Consider the following 20117-nt stretch of genomic DNA (forward strand, 5'->3'; position numbering starts at 1 on the left):
GACCCGGTCCGCCTTGGTGTAATGGCAGCACGCCGGCCTTTGGAGCCGTGCAGTCTAGGTTCGAATCCTAGGGGCGGAGCGAACGCGACGAGGAGGCCCGTACAAGTGCGGGCACTCGGTCGGGGGCCGCACAGCGGTGCGGTCCGGATCGGGAACACGCCTCGGGCGTCGAGCAATTAGGGGAGCACCGTCCACGTGAGCGCTGACGCCATCCAGCCCGCCGCAGTAATCGTTCTCGCCGCAGGCGAGGGGACGCGGATGAAGTCCGCAACTCCCAAGATTCTCCACGCCATTGGCGGTCGCAGCATGGTGGGTCACGCCATCGATGCCGCGTCCGGCCTGCACCCCCACCGCCTCGCCGTGGTGGTGCGCCACGAGCGCGACCGCGTGGCCGCACACGTGCTGGAGCACGCACCGGACACCGCGATCGTTGATCAGGATGACGTCCCGGGGACCGGCCGCGCCGTAGAGGTTGCGCTTGAGGCACTTGAGGACATGACCCACGGCACCGTGGTGGTCACCTACGGCGATGTGCCGCTGCTGACCACGGAGCTGCTCGCCGAGCTGGTCTCGCGCCACGCCGCAGAGGGCAACGCCGCCACCGTGCTAACCGCCAAGGTGGCGGACCCCACCGGCTATGGCCGCGTGCTGCGAGCTCAGGACGGCTCGGTGCTGCGCATCGTGGAGCAGAAGGACGCCTCCGAAGAGGAGCGCGCGGTCAACGAGATTAACTCCGGCATCTACGCCTTTGGCGTGGCTGAGCTGCGTGAGGCGCTGGCCCGCGTGGGCAGCCAAAACGCGCAGGGCGAGAAGTACCTCACCGACGTGATCGGGATCATGCGCGCTGACGGAGACCGCGTCTCCGCCGCCGTGACCACGGATCAGTGGCAGGTGGAGGGCGCCAACGACCGCGTCCAGCTGGCCGCGCTTGGCAAGGAACTCAACCGCCGCATCGTCACCGGGTGGATGCGAGAGGGCGTCACGGTCGTGGACCCCGAGACCACCTGGATCGACGTCGACGTGGCCCTGACCAGGGACGTCACCCTGCTGCCGGGCACCTACCTGCACGGGCGCACCGCCATTGGCGAGGGCGCCACCGTGGGCCCGGACACCACGCTGGTGGACACGGTGGTGGGCCCGCGCGCCACCGTCAAGCGCACGGACGCCACCGGTTCCCGCATTGGCGCGGGCGCCTCCGTGGGGCCGTTCACCTACCTGCGCAAGGACACCGTGCTTGGCCCGGAGGGCAAGATCGGCGCCTTCTACGAGACCAAGAACGTGACGATTGGGGCCCGCTCCAAGCTCTCCCACCTGGGCTACGCCGGGGACGCGGAGATTGGTGAGGACACCAACATTGGCTGCGGCAACATCACCTCCAACTACGACGGCGTGAACAAGCACCGCACCGTGATTGGCTCTCAGGTGCGCACGGGCGCAGGGACCGTGTTCATCGCCCCCGTTTCGGTGGGCGACGGCGCTTACACGGGTGCCGGGGCGGTGGTGCGTCGCGACGTGCCCGCCGGCGCTCTCACCATCACGCAGGCCCCGCAGGCCATCAACGAGGACTGGGTGCAGCGCAAGCGCCCCGGAACCCCCGCCGCCGTGGCCGCCACGTTGGCCAAACAGACCATCTCCGACACCTCCTCCACCACCGAGAATGGACACTGAGCAATGAGCGAACTGAGCCACACCGTCGACAAGAAGCTGGTGCTCACCAGCGGCCGCGCCCACCCGGAACTGGCCCAAGAGATTGCCGAGGCCCTCGGAACCGAGCTGGCTCCCGTCTCCGCCTATGACTTCGCCAACGGCGAGATCTACGTGCGCTCTGGCGAATCCGTGCGCGGCAAGGACTGCTTTGTGATCCAGTCCCACCCGGCGCCGCTGAACAACTGGTTGATGGAGCAGCTCATCACCGTTGATTCGCTCAAGCGCGCGTCCGCCCGCCGCATCACGGTGGTGTCCCCGTTCTACCCGTACGCCCGCCAGGACAAGAAGGGCCGTGGGCGCGAGCCCATCACCGCCCGTCTGGTCGCGGACCTGTACAAGACCGCCGGTGCGGATCGCATCATGAGCGTGGACCTGCACACCGCGCAGATCCAGGGCTTCTTTGACGGCCCCGTGGATCACCTCATGGCGATCCCGCTCCTGGCGGACTACATCCGCACACGCGTGGGTAGCGACAACATCACCGTGGTCTCCCCGGACACCGGCCGCGTGCGCGTGGCGGAGCAGTGGGCGGATCGTCTTGGCGGCGTCCCGCTCGCCTTTGTGCACAAGTCTCGCGACCTGACCGTGCCCAACAAGGCCGAGTCCAAGACCGTGGTGGGAGAGATCGAGGGGCGCACGTGTGTGCTCATCGACGACATGATCGACACCGGCGGCACCATCGCCGGCGCCGTGCGTGTCCTGAAGGAGGCCGGGGCCAAGGACGTCATCATCGCCGCGACCCACGCCGTCTTCTCCGACCCGGCATCCCAGCGCCTGGCGGAATGCGGGGCACGCGAGGTGGTCGTCACGAACACCCTGCCCGTGCCGCCGTCCAAGCGCTTCGCGAACCTCACGGTGCTCTCCATCGCGCCACTGATCGCCCGCGCCATCAAGGAGGTCTTCGAGGACGGTTCCGTCACGAGCCTCTTCGACGGCCGAGCCTGATTCCACCCCGGGGCGCAGGCCCCGCAGCGCCTCGCGGCCCGTCCCACCTCAGCGTGGGGCGGGCCGCGCGCGTGAGGTGACTCACCGGCGTCGGGCAGAGGGGGCAACGCTGGTAGGATGGTCTGCGTTGCCCAGGCGAGGGAGCGCGTTCACCGCGACTCCGTCATCGACGAGGGCCGTTTGCTTCCCGGCGCCAGGCGCCGAGGGCGGTGACACGGATCCACGCCGAGCGTCCCAGGGCGTGAATCGGACCCGATCGGGTCCCGATGTCATCGACCACAGGAGAAAAGCTCATGAGCGATCAGCAGAAGATCGTCGCCGAGGTCCGTAACGACTTCGGCAAGGGCGCGGCCCGTCAGGCCCGCCGCGACGGCAAGATCCCCGCCGTCATTTACGGTCACGGCGCACAGCCGCAGCACGTGTTGGTTCCGGGCCGCGAGATCACCCTCGCCGTGCGTACCTCCAACGTCATCCTTGACCTGGACATCGCGGGCAAGAGCACCCTGGTGCTGGTGAAGGACATCCAGCGCCACCCGCTGCGCCAGACCGTTGACCACCTTGACCTCCTGATTGTCCGCAAGGGCGAGAAGGTTCAGGTTGACGTGAACGTGCACGTCGAGGGCGAGCCCGCCCCGGGCCTGGTCGTGAACCTGGACATGAACACCGTCCTGGTGCTCGCGGACGCGCTGAAGCTGCCGGAGTTCCTGACGGTCTCCGTCGAGGGCCTCGAGGCCGGTACCGTGACCGCTGCCGATCTGGTTCTGCCCAAGGGCGTTGAGCTGGAGATCGAGTCGGACACGGTCATCGCCTCCATCGCCGAGCCCGAGGAGCAGGACCTGCCCGAGGACGAGGAGACCGAGGAGACGGCAGAGGCCGAAGAGGCCCCGGCCGAGTAAGACGCTCATGTCTACTGACACATGGCTTGTGGTCGGGCTCGGTAATCCCGGGCCCGGCTACGCCGCGCACCGCCACAACGTGGGCCAGATGGTCCTCGATGAGCTGGCGGGGCGCGTCGGGGGTCGCTTCAAGGCGACCCCCGGCCATCGTGCTCAGATCCTGGAGGGGCGCCTGAATATGGGCGGGCCCAAGGTGGTGTTGGCCAAGCCGACCACCTTCATGAATCTTTCCGGCGGCGCGGCGTCGTCGCTGGCCAAGTATTTCCACGTTGAGCCGGATCACGTGATTGCGATCCACGACGAGGTGGACCTTGACTTCGATTCGGTCAAGGTCAAGCAGGGTGGCAGCGAGAACGGCCACAACGGGCTGCGGGACATGACCAAGGCCCTCGGTACGCGTGACTACCTCCGCGTGCGTGTGGGCGTAGGGCGGCCCCCGGGGCGCCAGCAGACCGCAGACTTTGTTCTCTCCAACTTTTCCTCCGCCGAGCGCAAGGAGCTCCCGTTTGTGACGGGAGCGGCGGCGGACGCTGTGGAATCCATCGTGAATAACGGGTTCGACGCGGCCATGCGCAGCATCAACGGCGGCGCCGGTCAGTGACCGGGCCGCGCGTTGGAGTCCAGTTCCGGAAAGGAATGCTCGTGTCCCAGAACCAGGCCGAGGCAGCCCCCCAGCACGCGTTTGATCCGCTCAACGATGCCGAGGTGGCGCGGCTGCGCGCGGACTTCCCCATCCTGGATCAAGAGGTCAATGGCCACCCGCTGGTCTACCTGGATTCCGGCGCCACCTCGCAAAAGCCCGAGTGCGTGTGGGAGGCCGAGCAGCACTTCTACGAGACGGCCAACGCCGCCGTGCATCGCGGTGCGCACACCCTTGCCGTGGAGGCCACTGACCGCTTTGAGGATGCCCGCTCCGCCGTGGCCCGCTTTGTGGGTGCCGGCGAGCGGGAGATCGTGTGGACCTCCAACGCCACCGAGGCACTGAACCTCATCGCCTACTCCTTCTCCAACGCCACCGGTGGCGCGGGCGGGCCGGAGGCCGAGCGCTTCCGCCTTGGACCGGGTGATGAGATCGTGGCGACCGGCATGGAGCACCACGCCAATCTGATTCCCTGGCAGGAACTCGCGGCGCGCACCGGCGCAACCTTCCGCTGGATCCCTCTGACGGCCGCGGCGACCCTCGACATGGATGCCGCGCGTCAGATCGTCACTGAGCGCACCCGCATTGTGGCCTTCACGCACGTCTCTAACGTGCTTGGTGTCGTGAACGACGTCGCCGCTTTGGTAGCGCTTGGTCGTTCAGTGGGTGCCTACACGGTTCTGGACGCCTGCCAGTCCGCGCCGCACCTGCCCCTGAATCTGCGTGCGCTTGGCGTGGACTTTGCCGCGTTCTCCGGGCACAAGATGCTGGGCCCCACGGGCATCGGTGCGCTCTATGGCCGCGCCGAGCTGCTGGATGCCATGCCGCCGTTCCTCTTTGGTGGGTCCATGATCACCACCGTGACCATGGAGAAGGCCGAGTATCTGCCCGCACCCCAGCGTTTTGAGGCCGGCACCCAGCGCATTGCGCAGGCCGTGGGCTTTGGCGCGGCCGTGGGTTACCTCGAGGAGGTCGGCATGGAGCGCGTGGCGGACTGGGAGCACCGCCTTGGAGCCGCCATGGTGCAGGGCCTGGATTCGCTTCCCGGCGTGCGCCTGCTTGGCCCGGCGGCAGATTCCGGTGTGGAGCGCACCGGCACTGTGCCGTTCGCCGTGGAGGGTGTGCACCCGCATGACGTGGGGCAGTTCCTGGATTCGCGCGGCGTGGCCGTGCGGGTGGGTCACCACTGCGCGGAGCCCCTGCACCGTTTCCTGGGGGTGAGCGCCTCCACGCGCGCCTCCGCCTATCTCTACAACACCGCCGCAGACGTGGATGCGTTGCTCAACGCCGTCTCCGATGTGCGCGGCTTCTTTGGGGTGAAGTGATGAATCCGCTTGAACAGCTTTACCAAGACATCATCCTGGATCACTCCAAGCGCCGCATTGGCGCTGACGCCTTGGAGACGGAGGCGGGGGAGCGCGAGGCGCAGTCCCACCAGCACAACCCGCTCTGCGGCGATGACATCACGCTGCGCGCCCGGGTGGCCGCGGACGGCACCATCGAGGCGCTGGCCTGGAAGGGGGATGGCTGCTCCATCTCCATGGCCTCAGCCTCCGTGCTCTCCGAGTCCCTCACCGGGCACTCCGTGGCGGAGTTTGACGAGGCCAATGAGGCCTTCCATGAGCTGATGCGCTCCCGCGGCAAGATCCAGGGCGGCGAGGAGCTGGAGGAACGGCTCGGCGACGCCGCCGCGTTTGCCGGCGTCTCCAAGTTCCCCGCGCGCGTGAAGTGCGCGCTGCTGAGCTGGGAGGCCGCACGGGACGCGATTGGGCGGGCCTCGGCCTAGTATTCTTAACTGCACGACGCCGCGTGGCTGGGTCCCTGGGGCCCGGCGGCGCGGCCCCGACCCACACCCTCGATGACGAAGAGCCGGTTTCCTCTGGGTCAGTCCGGTCAAGCGCAACGATGAATCACACCGCGGGGCCAGTGTGGCCGCTGCCCTGCACAACGAGAGGAACCGGCCATGAGATTCAACACCGCAATCGTGACCGCAATGATGGTCTTCTCGATCTACTTCATCATGTTTGCCACCCCAGAAGGGGCGGACAAGGAACGGCAGAGTGTTACCGCGGTGATCGTGGCGCTCGTCAGCGGAGTGATCGCCTATGTGATCACCCGGCCTCGTCGGAAGGATTGACCCACGTGGCGAGCACCCGCCACTCTACAGTGACGAGCGTTTGAATCTTCGTCAAGGGGACTCAAAATGGGCCTGGTAAGCTTTCCTCGAAAATCTTCCCCTGCAGCCTAACTGCAAAGGCAACAGACCATGAGTGACTGGCTAGTTCCAATCAATGAAGGGCCCAACTCGGATCAGATTGATCACAACTGGGAGAAATTTGACCAAGCCGCTTCAGCTTTCCGGCGCATCTCGGAAGAAGCCAAGATCCTGTCAGAGGATTTGTCATTGATGGTACTTGATGCGCTCCAAGCTGGCATGCCAGAAGGGATGATTGGCAACAGAGCGGGAATCGACAAGCAAAGCATTGAGAGAATCCGAAGGACGGGTCATCTTTACTAGTTCTAACAAGCGAGAGTCCCGTTAGTACCTAAGAATTGCAGACAACAAGGAACATTTAACAGTGAACAAACCGATGATTGGTGTAGCCGCCTAGATCGTCACATACGCCAATCGGCGTCCATAAAACGCAGGCCGCTCCACACCAGGGCGGCTTTTTCATGCCCAGAAGTAAGTGCCCACGCGAAAAAGCACCTCGCGTCAGCCGCCGCCGTGGGTAAGCGGAGCAAGTGGGTGGCGATGGCCGCTCCCAGCGTCGCCTGCGTTGCCCGACGTAGCCAAAGGACTGCGCGTGGCATCATTGCGTTTCCAGATCGACCCCGCGCCACGAACCGCGGACGTGCTCCAGTCAGATGTCACCATGAGTGTTATGTGGTGAATCCCTGGGGCAGACTCCTTGTCGGATGTGCTCGGCACGAGAAGAGCCGCTCCTTCGCTAGCCCGCCAGGTCGTGAGCTCTCCCCAAATAGGCACGCGCTTCATAGCCACACGAGAATTTCCCTCACGGTGTGGGGAGTGCTGACCCGCAGAGGGCCGTCCCGCCGCCCGATCAGCGGCCGACTGCCGCCGACGTCGCTCGGTTACGCCGCGGCGTCGGGCTGGGTCTGCGTCTGAGTCTGGGCCTGGCGCTTGTAATAGCGATTACGCGGGCCAAGCCACAGTGCGCCGAGGACGGCGGCAAGCACCGAACCGGTGAGGATCGCGATCTTCGCGTGGTCATCGTGCATGGATCCCGTGCCGAAGCTCAGCTCCGCGACCAGCAGCGAGACCGTGAAGCCGATGCCGGCCAGGATGCCGATGCCCGCCAAGTCCACCCACTTGATGTCAGAGTCCAGCCGCGCCAGCGGTGTGCGGGTGATGAGCCAGGTGAAGGCGAGGATGCCGAGCGGCTTGCCTATCACCAACCCGATGACGATGCCCCAGACCACCGGGTCCTGGGCGGCGGCGACCATGCCATCCCACCCGCCCACGGCGACGCCGGCGGAGAAGAACGCAAAGACCGGAACGCAGAAGCCGGCAGAGAGCGGGCCCACGCGGTGATCAAGCACCTGCGCCAAGCCGGGGCCGGGGGCGCCGTGGCGGCGCTTGGCGGGCACCAGGAAGCCAAGCACCACGCCGGCGATGGTCGCGTGAATCCCGGACTCATACATGCACACCCAGGCCAGGAAACCCAGCGGCAGCAGGATGAGCCAGGATGCCCAGCGGTGCTGTGCAAAGAACTTGGGCAGCAGTTGAACCAGCAACCCAAAGACCAGCATGGGCAGCAGTGAGGCCAGCAGCCAGAGCGGCGCCAGATCCTCCGCGTAGAAGAGGGCGATGATGATGATCGCAATCAGATCATCCACCACGGCCAGCGTGAGCAGGAAGAGGCGCAGGGGTGTGGGAAGCCAGCGGCCAATGACGGCCAGAATGGCGACGGCAAAGGCGATGTCAGTGGCGGTGGGGATGGCCCAGCCGCGCAGCGTCTCCTGGCCCGAGCTCAGGTTGAGCAGGGTAAAGATGACGGCCGGGAGTGCCACTCCGCCAAAGGCGGCGACCACCGGGGTGATGGCGCGTTTGGGGTCTCGTAGTTCGCCGACCACCATCTCTTCCTTGAGCTCCACGCCCACGATGAAGAAGAAGACGGCCAGCAGACCATCCGCGGCCCAGTGCGCCAGCGACAGGTCAATGGTGGTGAAGCCGAGCGGCAGGGCCAGGTGCACGTCCCGCAACCCGAAGTAGGAGGCGGCTGCGGGCGTATTGGCCCAGAGGATCGCCACCATGGCGCCCAAGATGAGGAGGAAACCGCCGGAGCTCTCCGAACGGAGGAAGTCGCCAAGGCGGGTCAGTGGGCCGCGGGGTCCTTGCGGTTCCCCGGAGGCGGAGTGGTCCACGCCGGGGCGGGAGTCCAGCCGCCCCAGGTCGTTAAAGGAGTGATGGGGCGGGTAGTTCTTGGGCTGATGTGGCTGCTGTTCGCTGCTCATACTCGGCTCCTTCAGGGGTCGGGTCATTGCTTTGCCGACCAGACTTCCCGGCGCACCTTTTTCTAGCCTAACGCCTTCGCCGAAGGCGCGCTGACCACCATACAACGACGACGCACAGGCCGGCGCCTAGGAGCGCACCGAGTGTGTTGGAGAGCAGATCGCGCGGATCCGCCACGCGGCCAGGCAAGAAAAGCCCCTGCACGGACTCGATGAGGCAACTGGCGGCGAGGCCGGTCAGTGCGGCGAACGGGAGGGGGGGGCGCCACCACCACGCCACAGCCCCCACCGGAACAAACATGGCGATGTTGGCGCAGAACTCAACAAAGAGGTAGTCCACCCACTCCGGTCCGCCCGCCCGGTGCCAGTCCGCCAGGATCCGGCCCACCCAGGTGTTTTCCGGCGCGGTGGGGGTGACGGGGGAGAAGGCGATCACACCGATGAGGCAGGCCAGGAGAAACGTGCAACCCCAGCGCAGGGACCGCGCGGCCCGGCTGCGAGGGGGCGGCGTCAACGCGGCGGCGCCGCCGGGGGATCCCGACGGCGCCGCGTGTGATGAAGCCGCGTCTGATGCATCAGAGGGCATTAGGAGAGCTGGGCCTCGGCGGCCTGGCAACGCACGGCAAGCAGGCGGTCAACAAACGGCTCCGCGGCCTTGGAGATCTTGCCGCCAAGGAACGGGATGGAGGAGGAGACCTCTCCCGTGAGCGTCAGGGTCGTCGCCGCGCCGTCGGCGACCAGCGTCTCAGAGCCCTGAACCTTCACGGGGGCGCCCTTCACGTTGGCGCTGATGGTGGAGTTTCGCGAGCCGTCCACGCCCGGGGCGCTCCAGCTCTCGTCCAGGGTGACGGTGACGCCGTTGCCCATCATCTTCGCCACCACGTCCGGCAGTCGATCAGCCGGAAGGCTGAAGGAAGAAACGGTGCGAAGGCCGTCACCCTCGGTGGTGACGGTGTGCTCCAGGAGGCTGCCGCCCACGCGATCGGCCACGGCCTGCGCGTTCTGCTGGGAGGTCAGCGCCTCAAAAACAGCCTCGGGGCTGGCAGCAACGGAACGGGACGAGGACAACGCCATGGGGAACTCCTAGTGACAGGTGGGACCCGGCAGACCGCCGGGCATGCGCTCCACCTTATCGGGGAATGCTGGGCAGTTCCCCGCGCGCAGGCTCTTGCGGGCCCTGGCTGGGCGCGATGTATCCCGCGTAGAGTCATTTTGACGACGACCCGCTCGGCCCATCGGCACCAGGAGGAACGTATGTCTGATGCACTCACCACAACAACGCGGCCCGCTCAGGGTGCGCCTGGCTGGCTGCGAGCCTCTGTGCCGGTCGCCGCGATCTTCCTCGTAGTGTGCTTGGCGGTCGGTGGGCGCTGGCACCTGCTGCCCTCTGATGTAGCGGCGCCGCTTGATGTGGGGCGTTCAGTGTTGGCGCTGCTTTGCTTCCTGTGGCTCACCGGCGCCGTGACCGCCATCGCGATCGCCAAAAATCGGCGCACGCGAACCGCAGCGGGCCGGTAGCCGCCACCTGGCTCAGACGAGCGACGGGTTCAAAGCTGGGCGACGCCGCGGCGGGGCCCCCTTGGCGAGCGCGCCCCAGGCTTCGGCGAGGGCCGGGATGGCCAGTTCAAGGGTGTCCGGGCCCACGGTGATGGGCAGCCGGACGCGGCGCTCAAAGGCAGAGCCATCCGGGCCAAAACGCGCCCCGGCTGGCAGCAGGACGCCGTGGTCGCGGGCGGAGAGGGACAGTGCGGAGGAGGCGGGGCGGGGCAGTGTGACCCACGCGGCGAGCCCCCCGGGTAGGGGTGGCAGGCTCCACTCCGGCAGGTGCTCGGCGCAGAGCCGGCTCAGCGTTTCCGCGCCGTGGCGCAGTTGCCCAGAGCGCTCAAGGATGGCCTGGGGGTAGTGGCCCAAGAGATGCGCCGTGGCGAGCTGCTCCACCACTGGGGTGCCCAGATCCAGCATGGGCCGGGCCCTGAGCAGCGCCTCGATCAAATGGCTCTCCGCGCGGATCCACCCCACCCGCAAGCCGCCCCAGAAAATCTTGCTGGCCGAGCCAAGATGAACCACGCTGGCCGCGCCGGGCCTGTCGTGTGTGCCAGCCCTGCCGCCGTCGCCATCCCAGGCCGCCGCTGAACCGAGCGGGGCCCCCAGGCTCAAGCCCGCGTCGTCGGGCACAGAAGCCGTGATGCGCAGCGGCGCCGTGGTCTCGTCCACGATCAGCGTGGTCCCGCTCTGCGCGGCCGCGGCCAGCAGGCGACGCCGTGTGGCGGGGAGCATGGTGGAGCCGGTGGGGTTGTGCAGCTCCGGCATGAGGTAGGCCAGGCGGGGGCGGGCGCTGCGCAGCACGTCCTCCAGCCCGCCGATGTCCCAGCCGTCAGCGTCGCCGCCGTGCGTCTCCGGGGCCACGGGGCGCACTGGCGTGGTCAGTAGGCGCGCCCCGGCCAGGCGCAGGCTCTCCATGGCGTGGGGGTAAGTGGGGGACTCCACCAGCGCCCGGTCCCCGCGCCGCAGCAGCGTCTGCGCCACCAGATGGATGGCGTGCTGGGCGCCGAGCGTGACCAGGATCTGCTCGCTGCCGGTGGGCAGGCCCCTGGCCGTGTAGTGATCCGCGAGCGCCTGGCGCAGGTGCGGCAGGCCGCGCGTGTCGTAGCCGGTGCCGCCCAGGAACTGGGGCAGCTCATCCGCGGCGGCTCGCAGGGCGGCAGGCACCAGCGCGGAGGCGGGAAGGGAGGCCTGGTTGAGGTCGATGAGGTGCTCGCCGCCTAAGACGCCGGGCGCGCTGAGCGTGGGGCCGGGGAGTTGGGCGCGGGTGCCGGAGCCGCGGCGGCTGGCCAGGTGGCCGGACTCCCTGAGGGCGTCGTAAGCGGCGGAGACGGTGGTGCGGCTGGCGCCGATCGCCTCTGCTAGGGCGCGCTCTGAGGGCACCACGGTGTCCGTGGGGATGCGCCCGTCCATGATGAGCAGGCGCAGGCGGGCGGTGAGTCCCTGATGCAGGGGGCCGTCGTCGCGCCAGGTGCCCAGCGACTTGGCCAGGGTGGCTGGGGAGAGGCGTGGGTCCAACATGGGTCCACTCTAACGCAAGTGGCCTTAGGATTAGGGTCCACTTTGCGACAGGATGGGGGCATGCACTCGAGCAACACCCTCACCCCCACGTCCCCCAGGCCGGCCCCGGCCGCCGGCCGCCGCCTCCCCACCCGGCTCGCCGCCCTCGTGATCGGACTGATCCTGTACGGGGTCGCCATCGCTCTCATGGTCGTGGGCGGCGTGGGTGTGCCGCCCTGGGACGTGCTGACGCAGGGCATCTCGCTGCGCACCGGCCTGCCCTTTGGGCTGGTCACCAACCTGATTGGCGTGGTGGTGCTGTTGCTGTGGATTCCGCTGCGGCAAAAGCCCGGGATCGGCACCATTCTGAACGTGCTGGTGGTGGGCACGGCGGCGCAGGCGGCGCTGCTGGTGCTGCCGACAGTCGAGGGCCTTTGGCTGCGCATCCTGTGCTTTGTGGCCGGGCTCTTGCTCCTGGCCGTGGCCTCTGGCCTCTACATCTCCCCACAGCTGGGCCCCGGCCCGCGCGATGGCCTCATGACCGGCCTCAACCAGCGCCTCGGCGTGCCCATCTGGGTGGCCCGCACCACCGTGGAGGTCCTGGTGGTCGCCATGGGTTGGCTGCTGGGCGGCAACGTCGGCGTAGGCACCCTGATCTTCGCGATCACGATTGGCCCGCTGTGCCAGCGCACGCTCCCATGGTTCGCCGCCCGAGTGCCCGGCAAACCGAGCCGGAACACCCGCCCGACGCCGCCGGGTGAGGTCGCGCTGTCAGGCGACGCCGCGGCGCCAGGCGATCGCTAAACCCCGCCTAATTCCCGGGGCAGAGCGTGCTGTCGGGGCGCACCGTTAGACTGGATTCCTACCCGGTCGCGAGCCTCGCATCGGGCTGTCGTGTTGTCCCGAAAGGCCCGTCATGTCGCTGAACGGTCTGCGCGCCGCGCTGCTCGCTGATCCCACGTACGCCCGCGTCCGCACCGCCGCTCAGCGCGGTCCCGGGCCGGAGGATGAGCGGGAGATCGCCGCGCCGGAGGGGCTGCGCCCGCCGCTGGTCGCGGAGATCGCGGACGGCCTGCGCGCCTCCACCGACGCCGCCACAGCGCCGCTTGCCGTGGTTGTCACGCCGACGGGCCGAGCCAGTGAGGATCTGGTGTCCTCGCTGCGTTCCTACCTGCCGGCGGGGGCAGTGGAGGAGTTTCCGTCGTGGGAGACGCTGCCGCACGAGCGGCTCTCGCCGCGCTCGGATACCGTGGGCCGGCGCCTGCACGTGCTGCGCCGCCTGCACCTGAAGGATCAGGCCCTTCGCGTGGTCGTGATGCCGGTGCGCGCGCTGCTGCAGCCGGTCGTGGCCGGGCTGGGCGCCCTTGAACCGGTCCGCTTTGAGGTGGGGCAGGATCGCGACTTTGACGGGGGCGTGCGTGCCCTGGCCGACGCCGCGTATGCGCGGGTTGATCTGGTGGCGCACCGCGGGGAGTTTGCCGTGCGCGGCGGGATCATCGACGTGTTCCCGCCCACCGAGGACCATCCAGTGCGCATCGACTTCTTTGGCGATGAGGTGGACTCCATCACCTACTTCTCAGTCGCTGACCAGCGCTCGCTGCTGGGGGAGGACGCCGTGCTGCGGGAGGTGACCTGCCCGCCGTGCCGCGAGATGCTGCTCACGGACCACGTGCGCACGCGCGCCCGCAAGCTCGCGGATTCCATGCCGGGCAGCCGGGACATGCTGGAGAAGATTGCCGAGGGTTTTGCGGTGGAGGGCATGGAGTCCCTGGCCCCGCTGCTCGTGGAATCCATGGTCCCCGTGGCCACCCTGCTTCCCCGAGGCAGCGTCAGCGTGGTGATGGACCCGGAGCGCGTCTCCACCCGCGCCCACGATCTGCTGGAGACCAACCGGGAGTTCTTGGAGGCCGCCTGGTCCACCGCGTCGGACGGCGGCGCGGCCCCCGTGGACCTGGCGCAGGCCGGCGTGGCCGCGGCCGGAACCGGATTCGCGACCCTGGGCCAGACCCGTGCGGACGTGCTGGAGGCCGGGCTGGCCTGGTGGACGCTGACCGCCCTTGGCGGGGACGAGGAGCTGGATCAGGAGGGCCTGACCCAGCGGATCGCCGCCCGCGAGCCCGCCGCTTGGCGCGGCGACGTGAGCCAGATGTTGGAGTTTGTTGGCTCCCGCATGGCGGATGACTGGTCGGTGGTGCTCGTGACGGACGGCCCGGGCCCCGCACAGCGCCTGGCGGAGCTCTTTCATGAGGCCAACATTCCGTGCCAGCGCGTGGAAACCATGACGGGCCCGCCCACCCCCGGGCTCATCGAGATCACCCAATCCAGCGCGGGCCACGGCTTCGTTTTTGACTCCCTCAAACTCGGCTTCCTCACCGAGGCGGACGTGCTTGGCCGGGCCACCTCGGCCGCCGCCCGCGGTGGCAAGCGTTTGGCAGCCAGGCGCCGCAACGCCGTCGACCCTTTGACTCTGACTGAGGGCGATCACATCGTTCACGACCAGCACGGCATTGGGCGTTTCGTGGAGCTGGCGCAGCGCAAGGCCGGCAGCGGCATGCGCGAATACCTGGTGATTGAGTACGCATCCTCCAAACGCGGCGCGCCCGGGGACAGGCTCTTTGTCCCGACCGATCAGCTGGATCAGATTTCGCGCTACGTGGGTGCGGAGAGTCCCAGCCTGTCCAAGATGGGCGGTTCCGACTGGGCGCAGACCAAGTCCAAGGCCAAGCGCGCGGTCAAGGAGATTGCGGGGGAGCTGATCCGGCTGTATTCGGCCCGCATGGCCTCCCGCGGGCACGCCTACGCGCCGGACACCCCGTGGCAGCAGGAGCTGGAGGCGGCGTTCCCGTTCGTGGAGACGCCGGATCAGCTCACCACCATTGACGAGGTCAAGGCGGACATGGAGCGGCCCGTTCCCATGGACCGGCTGGTCTCCGGCGACGTGGGCTTTGGCAAGACCGAGGTGGCGGTGCGCGCGGCGTTTAAGGCGGTGCAGGATGGCAAACAGGTGGCGGTGCTGGTGCCGACCACGCTGCTGGCGCGTCAGCACTTTGAGACCTTCTCCGAGCGATACGCGGGGTACCCGGTGCGGGTGAAGGCGCTCTCCCGTTTCCAGAGCCCGGGAGAGTCCAAGGAGACCATTGCCGGGCTCAAGGACGGCACGGTTGATCTGGTCATTGGCACCCACCGCCTGCTCTCCAAGGAGGTGGACTTCAAGGATTTGGGGCTCGTCATCGTGGATGAGGAGCAGCGCTTTGGCGTGGAACACAAGGAGGCGCTGAAGAAGATGCGCACCGATGTGGACGTGCTTGCCATGTCCGCCACGCCCATCCCTCGCACCCTGGAGATGTCCCTGACCGGCATCCGCGAGACCTCCACGCTGGCCACGCCGCCGGAGGAGCGCCACCCCGTGCTCACCTATGTGGGCCCCTACACCGATAAGCAGGTGGGCGCGGCAATCCGGCGCGAGCTGATGCGTGAGGGCCAGGTGTTCTATGTTCACAATCGCGTGTCCTCCATCGACGCGGTGGCCGGGCAACTGCGGGAACTGGTGCCAGAGGCGCGCATCGCCGTGGCGCACGGCAAGATGGGCGAGAGCCGGCTGGAACAGATCATGGTGGACTTCTGGGAGCGCAAGTTTGACGTGCTGGTCTCCACCACCATCATCGAGACCGGCCTGGACATCGCCAACGCCAATACGCTGATCGTTGACCGGGCGGATATGTACGGGCTCTCGCAGCTGCACCAGCTGCGCGGGCGCGTGGGCCGCGGACGCGAGCGGGCCTACGCCTACTTCCTCTGGAACGCGGAAAAGCCGCTGGGTGAGGTCGCCTTGGAGCGGCTCAAGGCCGTGGCGGCGCACAACGAATTGGGCTCCGGATTCCAGCTGGCTATGAAGGACCTGGAGATTCGCGGCGCAGGCAACCTGTTGGGCGGGGAGCAGTCCGGGCACATCGCCGGAGTCGGCTTTGACCTGTATCTGCGGCTAGTGGGAGAGGCCGTCTCTGACTTTAAGGGCGAGACGGAGACCGCGCCGGCGGACATGAAGATTGAACTGCCGCTGAATGCGCACCTGCCAGAGGACTATGTTCCCGGAGAACGGCTGCGGTTGGAGGCCTATCGCAAGCTGGCACAGGCCGCCACCGAGGAGGCCGTGCTGGAGGTGATCGAGGAGCTTAACGACCGGTACGGCGAGCTGCCCGCGCCCGCCCTGCTTCTGGTGGACATCGCGCGGCTACGCATCAAGGCCCGCGCCGCCGGGCTGCATGACGTGGCGGCGCAGGGCAACTTCATCCGCTTTGCCCCTGCGGAGCTGCCGGAGTCCAAGCAGATGCGACTCACCCGAATGTTCCCCGGGGCCATGTATAAGGCGGCGCTGCACACGGCGCTGGTGCCGTTCCCCAAGGGCAAGGGGATGGGCGGGCCCAAGCTGGAGGATGGGGAGCTACTGGCCTGGGTGCACCACGTGATCGACGTGGTGTTCGCCAAGGAGCCCGCTCCGGAACGGTAGGCCTTGGAGCGTTCCAGGGCGGGGGTGGCCCCCACTGCCACCGGGTGAGATCGCCAGGACCTGCCGACATGAAAAACCGTCGGGCGCCTCCCCTCACAGGGAAGCGCCCGACGGCGTGCGGTACAGCAGGCGCGCCCGGCTAGCGGGCGCAGGGTGATGCGCGGTGGCTCAGTGGCGGCGAGCGGACTCGGTCAGCGCCTGGGAGTACTCGTCCTCGATGGCGTTCTCCGCGGCGGCCTCGTTGGCCGTGCGGTCCGGGTGGTTGTCCGTGCCGCGGCCCATGGCCATGGCGACGCCGTAGCTGATCACGCCGCCGCCGATGACGGCGATCATGGGCAGCCACGCGCGGATCATGCCATGCTGGCCGTCCGCGTCGGCAAAGCCGGCGTAGCTGGTGGCGTAGAAGCCTGCCACGAGGATCGCCATCAGCACCACAAAGACGATGACGTTCTCCACGAAGTGTCCTTCGCCGGAGTGATTGCGGTTCTTACCGTTACCCGAATACACGGATGATCTCCTTTTTCAGTCGTGCGACGCGTCTGCGAGTGATGTCAGTACGACGCGTTCGACGCTCCACCACTAACAATAGCAACGCCAGAGGATGCTCCGATGCGCGTGGCGCCCGCGTTGATCAATGCAACCGCGTCTTCGTAGGAGCGCACGCCGCCGGAGGCCTTCACACCAAGATCTGGTCCCACGGTGGCGCGCATGAGCTCCACGTCGGCAACGGTGGCGCCGCCGCCGTTAAATCCGGTGGAGGTCTTCACGAAATCGGCGCCGGCCTCCACCGAGGCCTGGCAGGCCAGGACCTTGGCGTCGTGATCCAGCAGCGAGGTCTCGATGATGACCTTGAGCAGCTTGCCCTTGGCGTGGGCCACCTCTGCCACGGCGCGGATGTCCTCCACCAGGCGGGCACGGTCGCCGGCGCGAGCGGCGGCAATGTCGATGACCATGTCCAGTTCGTCGGCGCCCTGATCCGCGGCGACGGTGGCCTCAAAGGCCTTGGCCGCGGTGGTCGTGGCGCCCAGCGCAAAGCCGATCACGGTGCAGGTCTTCACGTCGCTGCCCGCCAGGGCCTCTGCCACGGTGCTGACCCACACGGGGTTGATGCACACGGAGGCAAAGCCATATTCAATGGCCTCCGCGGCCACGGCGAGGACCTGCTCGCGGGAGGCCTCCGGCTTCAGCAGCGTGTGATCAATGTACTTGGCCAGCTCAGCGGGGGAGAGCTCTGCGGCGTTGATGCTCATGGGTTCCTCCATGGTCAGGGGTGGGGGTGTGGGAAGAGAAGAGTTAGACGCCAAGCGCTGCGGAGAGGTCCGCATTGACGGCGTCGAGGCGGGCGGCCGCGGTGGCGCGGGCGCGCTCCAGATCGTCTCCGGCGGCGACGGGCTCCACGACCTCCAGGTAGCTCTTCAGCTTGGGCTCGGTGCCAGAAGGGCGCACAATCACGCGGGTGTTGTCCGCGAGCATGAGGCGAAGGCCCTCGGTGGGAGGCAAGCCGTCAATGCCATCATTCATGTCGTCAACGCTGACCACGGCGGAGCCGCCAAGGACGGTCGGCGCGGTGGACTTGAGGCGGCCCAGCAGCACATCGCGCTCGGAGAGTTCCTGCACGCGGATGGAAACCTGGCGGGTGAGGTACACGCCGTCGCGCACCGCAGCGGCGTCGAGCGCTGCCTGAATACTGACGCCTCGCTGCTTGAGCAGCTGCGCCAACTCGGCCAGGAGCAGCGTCGCGGAGATGCCGTCCTTGTCCTTGGTGAGCTCCGGCGCCACGTCGTAACCCAGCGCCTCCTCGTAGCCAAAGATCAGGCCGGGAATGCGGGCAATCCACTTGAAACCGGTCAGGGTTTGGTGATGCTCGACGCCGCGTGCGGCACAAAGTGCCGAAAGCTGGCGGGAAGAGACGATGGAGTTTGCCAGCACCGGGGCCGGGTTCCCTGCCGCGACGGCGCGGTCAAGCATGTACTCGCCCAGCAGCACGCCGACTTCGTCGCCGCTGAGCTGGCGCCAGCCGCCCTCGGGCGTGGGAATCGCGGCGGAGCAGCGGTCCGCGTCCGGGTCGTTGGCCACGACCAGGTCCGCAGAGATGGACTGCGCCAGGGCCAGGGAGAGGTCCATGGCGCCCTTCTCCTCCGGGTTGGGGAAGGCCACGGTGGGGAAGTCGGGATCCGGCTGCTCCTGCTCTGGCACCGCGTGCACGTCCGTGTAGCCGGCACCGGCCAGGACGGCGGCCAGCGTGTGACCGCCCACGCCGTGCATGGCGGTCGTGACCAGGCGCAGATCGCGTCCGGGCTGGGCGGGGGAGAGCCCCACCACGGCGTCCACGTAGCCGCGTTCAACATCGCCCTCGGTGCCCCAGGCCGGGAGCACGCTCCACCCGGAGTCCGCCAACGGGATCTGGCTCAGGTCCTCGTCCCAGCGGATCGCCTCGGAGATTTCGGTGTCCACGGGCGGCACAATCTGCGCGCCGCGACCGGCGCCGGGCTCAATGCGCCCGCCAACGTAGACCTTGTAGCCGTTATCTTCCTTGGGGTTGTGTGAGGCGGTGACCATCACGCCGGCATCCGCGTCCAGGGCGCGCATGGCCCAGGAGAGCACCGGAGTCGGCAGCGCGGTCGGCATCAGCAGAGTCTCGAATCCGGCGGCCTGGAACACGCGTGCGGAGTCCACTGCGAAGTCGTGGCTGCGGTAGCGGGCGTCGTGACCAATCACCACGCGCGGGGTCCATTCCCCGGCGGCGCGGCCGCTCACGAACCGGGCCAGCCCGGCGGCGGTGCGGCGAACCACAGCGATGTTCATGCGGGATTCGCCGGCGGCGATGGCCGCACGCAGCCCCGCCGTGCCAAATTCCAGGGGGCCGTTGAATCGGGAGGCCAGGTCCTCGGCGGCCCCGGCCTCCCCACGCTGGACGGCGGCAAGCACCTCACGCAGCTCCGCCGCGGTGGCCGGATCTGGATCTGCCGCTGCCCAGTCGGTGGCGCGGGCGATCAGTTCTTCGATGCTGTGATGGTGCACGGTGCTCCCCTGGTGTAGCGATGTGACGATGTGGCCCAGCGGGCCCGGAAGGTGCTCTAGAGCTTGGCGACGATGTCAGCCAGCAGGCGAGAGATGCGTGGACCGGCCATCTGACCCGCCTCGATCACCTCTGCGTGGCTCAGCGGCACCGGCGAGATGCCTGCGGCCAGGTTGGTGACCAGCGAGATGCCCAGGATCTCCAGGCCAGCGTGGCGGGCCGCGATAGCCTCCAGCGCGGTGGACATGCCCACCAGGTCGGCGCCAAGCACCTTGGCCATGTTCACCTCGGCGGGCGTCTCGTAGTGAGGCCCCGTGAACTGAGCGTAAACGCCGTCGGGCAGGCTCTGATCCACTGACCGCGCCACGTCACGCAAGCGCTCCGAGTACAGGTCCGTGAGGTCAACGAAGGTGGCACCCTCCAGCGGGGAAGCCGCCGTGAGGTTCAGGTGATCACTGATCAGCACGGGGGAACCCGGCCCGTGCTCGGGGCGCAGCCCGCCGCAGCCGTTGGTCAGGACCACCGTGGTGCACCCGGCCATGGCGGCGGTGCGCACGCCGTGGGCCACGGCGCGGACGCCCTTGCGCTCGTAGAAGTGTGTGCGCGCGCCGATGATCAGGGCGCGCTTGCCGCTGTGCGTGAGCACGGAGCGGATGGTGCCCGGGTGCCCCACCACGGCCGGGGCGTGGAAGCCGGGGATGTCCGCGGCGGAGAGGGTGTGGGTGGTCTCGCCGATCAGTTCGGAGGCGTCTCCCCAGCCGGAGCCGAGCACCAGCGCGATGTCGTGCGTCGGCACCCCCGTGGCGGCGGCAATGGCCTCCGCGGACGCGCGGGCGTCGGCGAAGGGTTCGGGCATCTGGGCTGCGGCATTCTCAAGAGCGGTCA

19 protein-coding genes and 1 tRNA gene are annotated in these 20117 nt (G+C 68.0%); 12 read left to right on the top strand and 8 right to left on the bottom strand.

The genetic code is table 11. The features are described from left to right. The first annotated feature begins 7 nt into the window (after nucleotides 1-7). From DWQ67_RS05980 to DWQ67_RS13615, 9 genes are all read left to right on the top strand, one after another. A tRNA-Gln gene (locus tag DWQ67_RS05980) sits at nucleotides 8-79 on the top strand. Between the two features lie 116 nt (nucleotides 80-195). Beyond that, nucleotides 196-1668 carry a bifunctional UDP-N-acetylglucosamine diphosphorylase/glucosamine-1-phosphate N-acetyltransferase GlmU gene (gene glmU, locus DWQ67_RS05985; RefSeq protein ID WP_121484685.1) on the top strand — a complete coding sequence of 491 codons (1473 nt, stop codon included), beginning with the start codon at nucleotides 196-198 and terminating at the stop codon, nucleotides 1666-1668. Nucleotides 1669-1671: 3 nt separating this feature from the next. Further along, entirely contained in the window at nucleotides 1672-2652 is a 981-nt protein-coding gene (locus DWQ67_RS05990) for a ribose-phosphate diphosphokinase (protein ID WP_121484686.1), read from the top strand. A 293-nt stretch (nucleotides 2653-2945) separates the two neighbouring features. Beyond that, a complete protein-coding gene (locus DWQ67_RS05995) occupies nucleotides 2946-3548 on the top strand; it encodes a 50S ribosomal protein L25/general stress protein Ctc (protein WP_121484687.1) in 603 nt (200 codons plus the stop codon). A gap of 7 nt (nucleotides 3549-3555) precedes the next feature. After that, on the top strand, nucleotides 3556-4149 hold the full coding sequence (gene pth / locus DWQ67_RS06000) for an aminoacyl-tRNA hydrolase (protein WP_121484688.1): 594 nt from the start codon (nucleotides 3556-3558) through the stop codon (nucleotides 4147-4149). Between the two features lie 35 nt (nucleotides 4150-4184). After that, nucleotides 4185-5513: a cysteine desulfurase gene (locus DWQ67_RS06005; protein ID WP_121484689.1), complete on the top strand. Its 1329-nt coding sequence runs from the start codon at nucleotides 4185-4187 to the stop codon at nucleotides 5511-5513. Next, nucleotides 5513-5974: a Fe-S cluster assembly sulfur transfer protein SufU gene (gene sufU / locus DWQ67_RS06010; protein WP_121484690.1), complete on the top strand. Its 462-nt coding sequence runs from the start codon at nucleotides 5513-5515 to the stop codon at nucleotides 5972-5974. Before DWQ67_RS06005 ends, sufU begins: the two co-directional genes overlap by 1 nt. 177 nt (nucleotides 5975-6151) lie before the next feature. Beyond that, on the top strand, nucleotides 6152-6325 hold the full coding sequence (locus tag DWQ67_RS13755; protein ID WP_158595387.1) for a hypothetical protein: 174 nt from the start codon (nucleotides 6152-6154) through the stop codon (nucleotides 6323-6325). 129 nt (nucleotides 6326-6454) lie between these two features. Continuing rightward, the gene (locus DWQ67_RS13615) at nucleotides 6455-6706 is read left to right on the top strand and encodes a hypothetical protein (protein ID WP_147433635.1); all 252 of its coding nucleotides are present in this window, start codon (nucleotides 6455-6457) and stop codon (nucleotides 6704-6706) included. Nucleotides 6707-7284: 578 nt separating this feature from the next. Here the strand turns inward: DWQ67_RS13615 and nhaA are convergent. The 3 genes from nhaA to DWQ67_RS06025 all read right to left on the bottom strand — a co-directional run bounded on the left by nhaA (nucleotide 7285) and on the right by DWQ67_RS06025 (nucleotide 9738). After that, entirely contained in the window at nucleotides 7285-8667 is a 1383-nt protein-coding gene (nhaA, locus tag DWQ67_RS06015; protein WP_121484691.1) for a Na+/H+ antiporter NhaA, read from the bottom strand. A gap of 67 nt (nucleotides 8668-8734) precedes the next feature. Continuing rightward, on the bottom strand, nucleotides 8735-9250 hold the full coding sequence (locus DWQ67_RS06020; RefSeq protein WP_121484692.1) for a VanZ family protein: 516 nt from the start codon (nucleotides 9248-9250) through the stop codon (nucleotides 8735-8737). Then, a complete protein-coding gene (locus DWQ67_RS06025; protein WP_121484693.1) occupies nucleotides 9250-9738 on the bottom strand; it encodes a DUF2505 domain-containing protein in 489 nt (162 codons plus the stop codon). Before DWQ67_RS06025 ends, DWQ67_RS06020 begins: the two co-directional genes overlap by 1 nt. 180 nt (nucleotides 9739-9918) lie before the next feature. On the opposite strand from DWQ67_RS06025, the gene DWQ67_RS06030 reads away from it, so the two are divergent. Then, nucleotides 9919-10182 carry a hypothetical protein gene (locus tag DWQ67_RS06030; RefSeq protein ID WP_121484694.1) on the top strand — a complete coding sequence of 88 codons (264 nt, stop codon included), beginning with the start codon at nucleotides 9919-9921 and terminating at the stop codon, nucleotides 10180-10182. A 12-nt stretch (nucleotides 10183-10194) separates the two neighbouring features. Here DWQ67_RS06030 and yczR read toward each other — a convergent pair whose 3' ends face one another. Next, complete coding sequence (gene yczR / locus DWQ67_RS06035) at nucleotides 10195-11727, bottom strand: MocR-like transcription factor YczR (RefSeq protein WP_121484695.1); 1533 nt, start codon at nucleotides 11725-11727, stop codon at nucleotides 10195-10197. A 60-nt stretch (nucleotides 11728-11787) separates the two neighbouring features. Here yczR and yczE point away from each other — a divergent pair, with 60 nt between their 5' ends. After that, nucleotides 11788-12510, top strand: coding sequence for a membrane protein YczE (gene yczE, locus DWQ67_RS06040; protein ID WP_233555938.1), 723 nt, complete (start codon nucleotides 11788-11790; stop codon nucleotides 12508-12510). Between the two features lie 112 nt (nucleotides 12511-12622). After that, nucleotides 12623-16213, top strand: a complete 3591-nt coding sequence (gene mfd / locus DWQ67_RS06045) for a transcription-repair coupling factor (protein WP_121484696.1) — start codon at nucleotides 12623-12625, stop codon at nucleotides 16211-16213. 168 nt (nucleotides 16214-16381) lie between these two features. On the opposite strand, the gene DWQ67_RS06050 is transcribed toward mfd, so the two are convergent. From DWQ67_RS06050 to DWQ67_RS06065, 4 genes are read right to left on the bottom strand one after another with little or no spacing between them, the layout of a single operon-like run. After that, on the bottom strand, nucleotides 16382-16720 hold the full coding sequence (locus DWQ67_RS06050; protein ID WP_121484697.1) for a hypothetical protein: 339 nt from the start codon (nucleotides 16718-16720) through the stop codon (nucleotides 16382-16384). A gap of 44 nt (nucleotides 16721-16764) precedes the next feature. Beyond that, nucleotides 16765-17463, bottom strand: coding sequence for a deoxyribose-phosphate aldolase (gene deoC, locus DWQ67_RS06055; RefSeq protein WP_121484698.1), 699 nt, complete (start codon nucleotides 17461-17463; stop codon nucleotides 16765-16767). Between the two features lie 43 nt (nucleotides 17464-17506). Further along, the gene (locus tag DWQ67_RS06060) at nucleotides 17507-19234 is read right to left on the bottom strand and encodes a phospho-sugar mutase (protein WP_121484699.1); all 1728 of its coding nucleotides are present in this window, start codon (nucleotides 19232-19234) and stop codon (nucleotides 17507-17509) included. A gap of 56 nt (nucleotides 19235-19290) precedes the next feature. After that, a complete protein-coding gene (locus DWQ67_RS06065; protein WP_121484700.1) occupies nucleotides 19291-20088 on the bottom strand; it encodes a purine-nucleoside phosphorylase in 798 nt (265 codons plus the stop codon). Nucleotides 20089-20117: the final 29 nt, after the last annotated feature.

The sequence above is a fragment of the Galactobacter caseinivorans genome, from assembly GCF_003640665.1.
Classification (GTDB): Bacteria; Actinomycetota; Actinomycetes; order Actinomycetales; family Micrococcaceae; genus Galactobacter; species Galactobacter caseinivorans.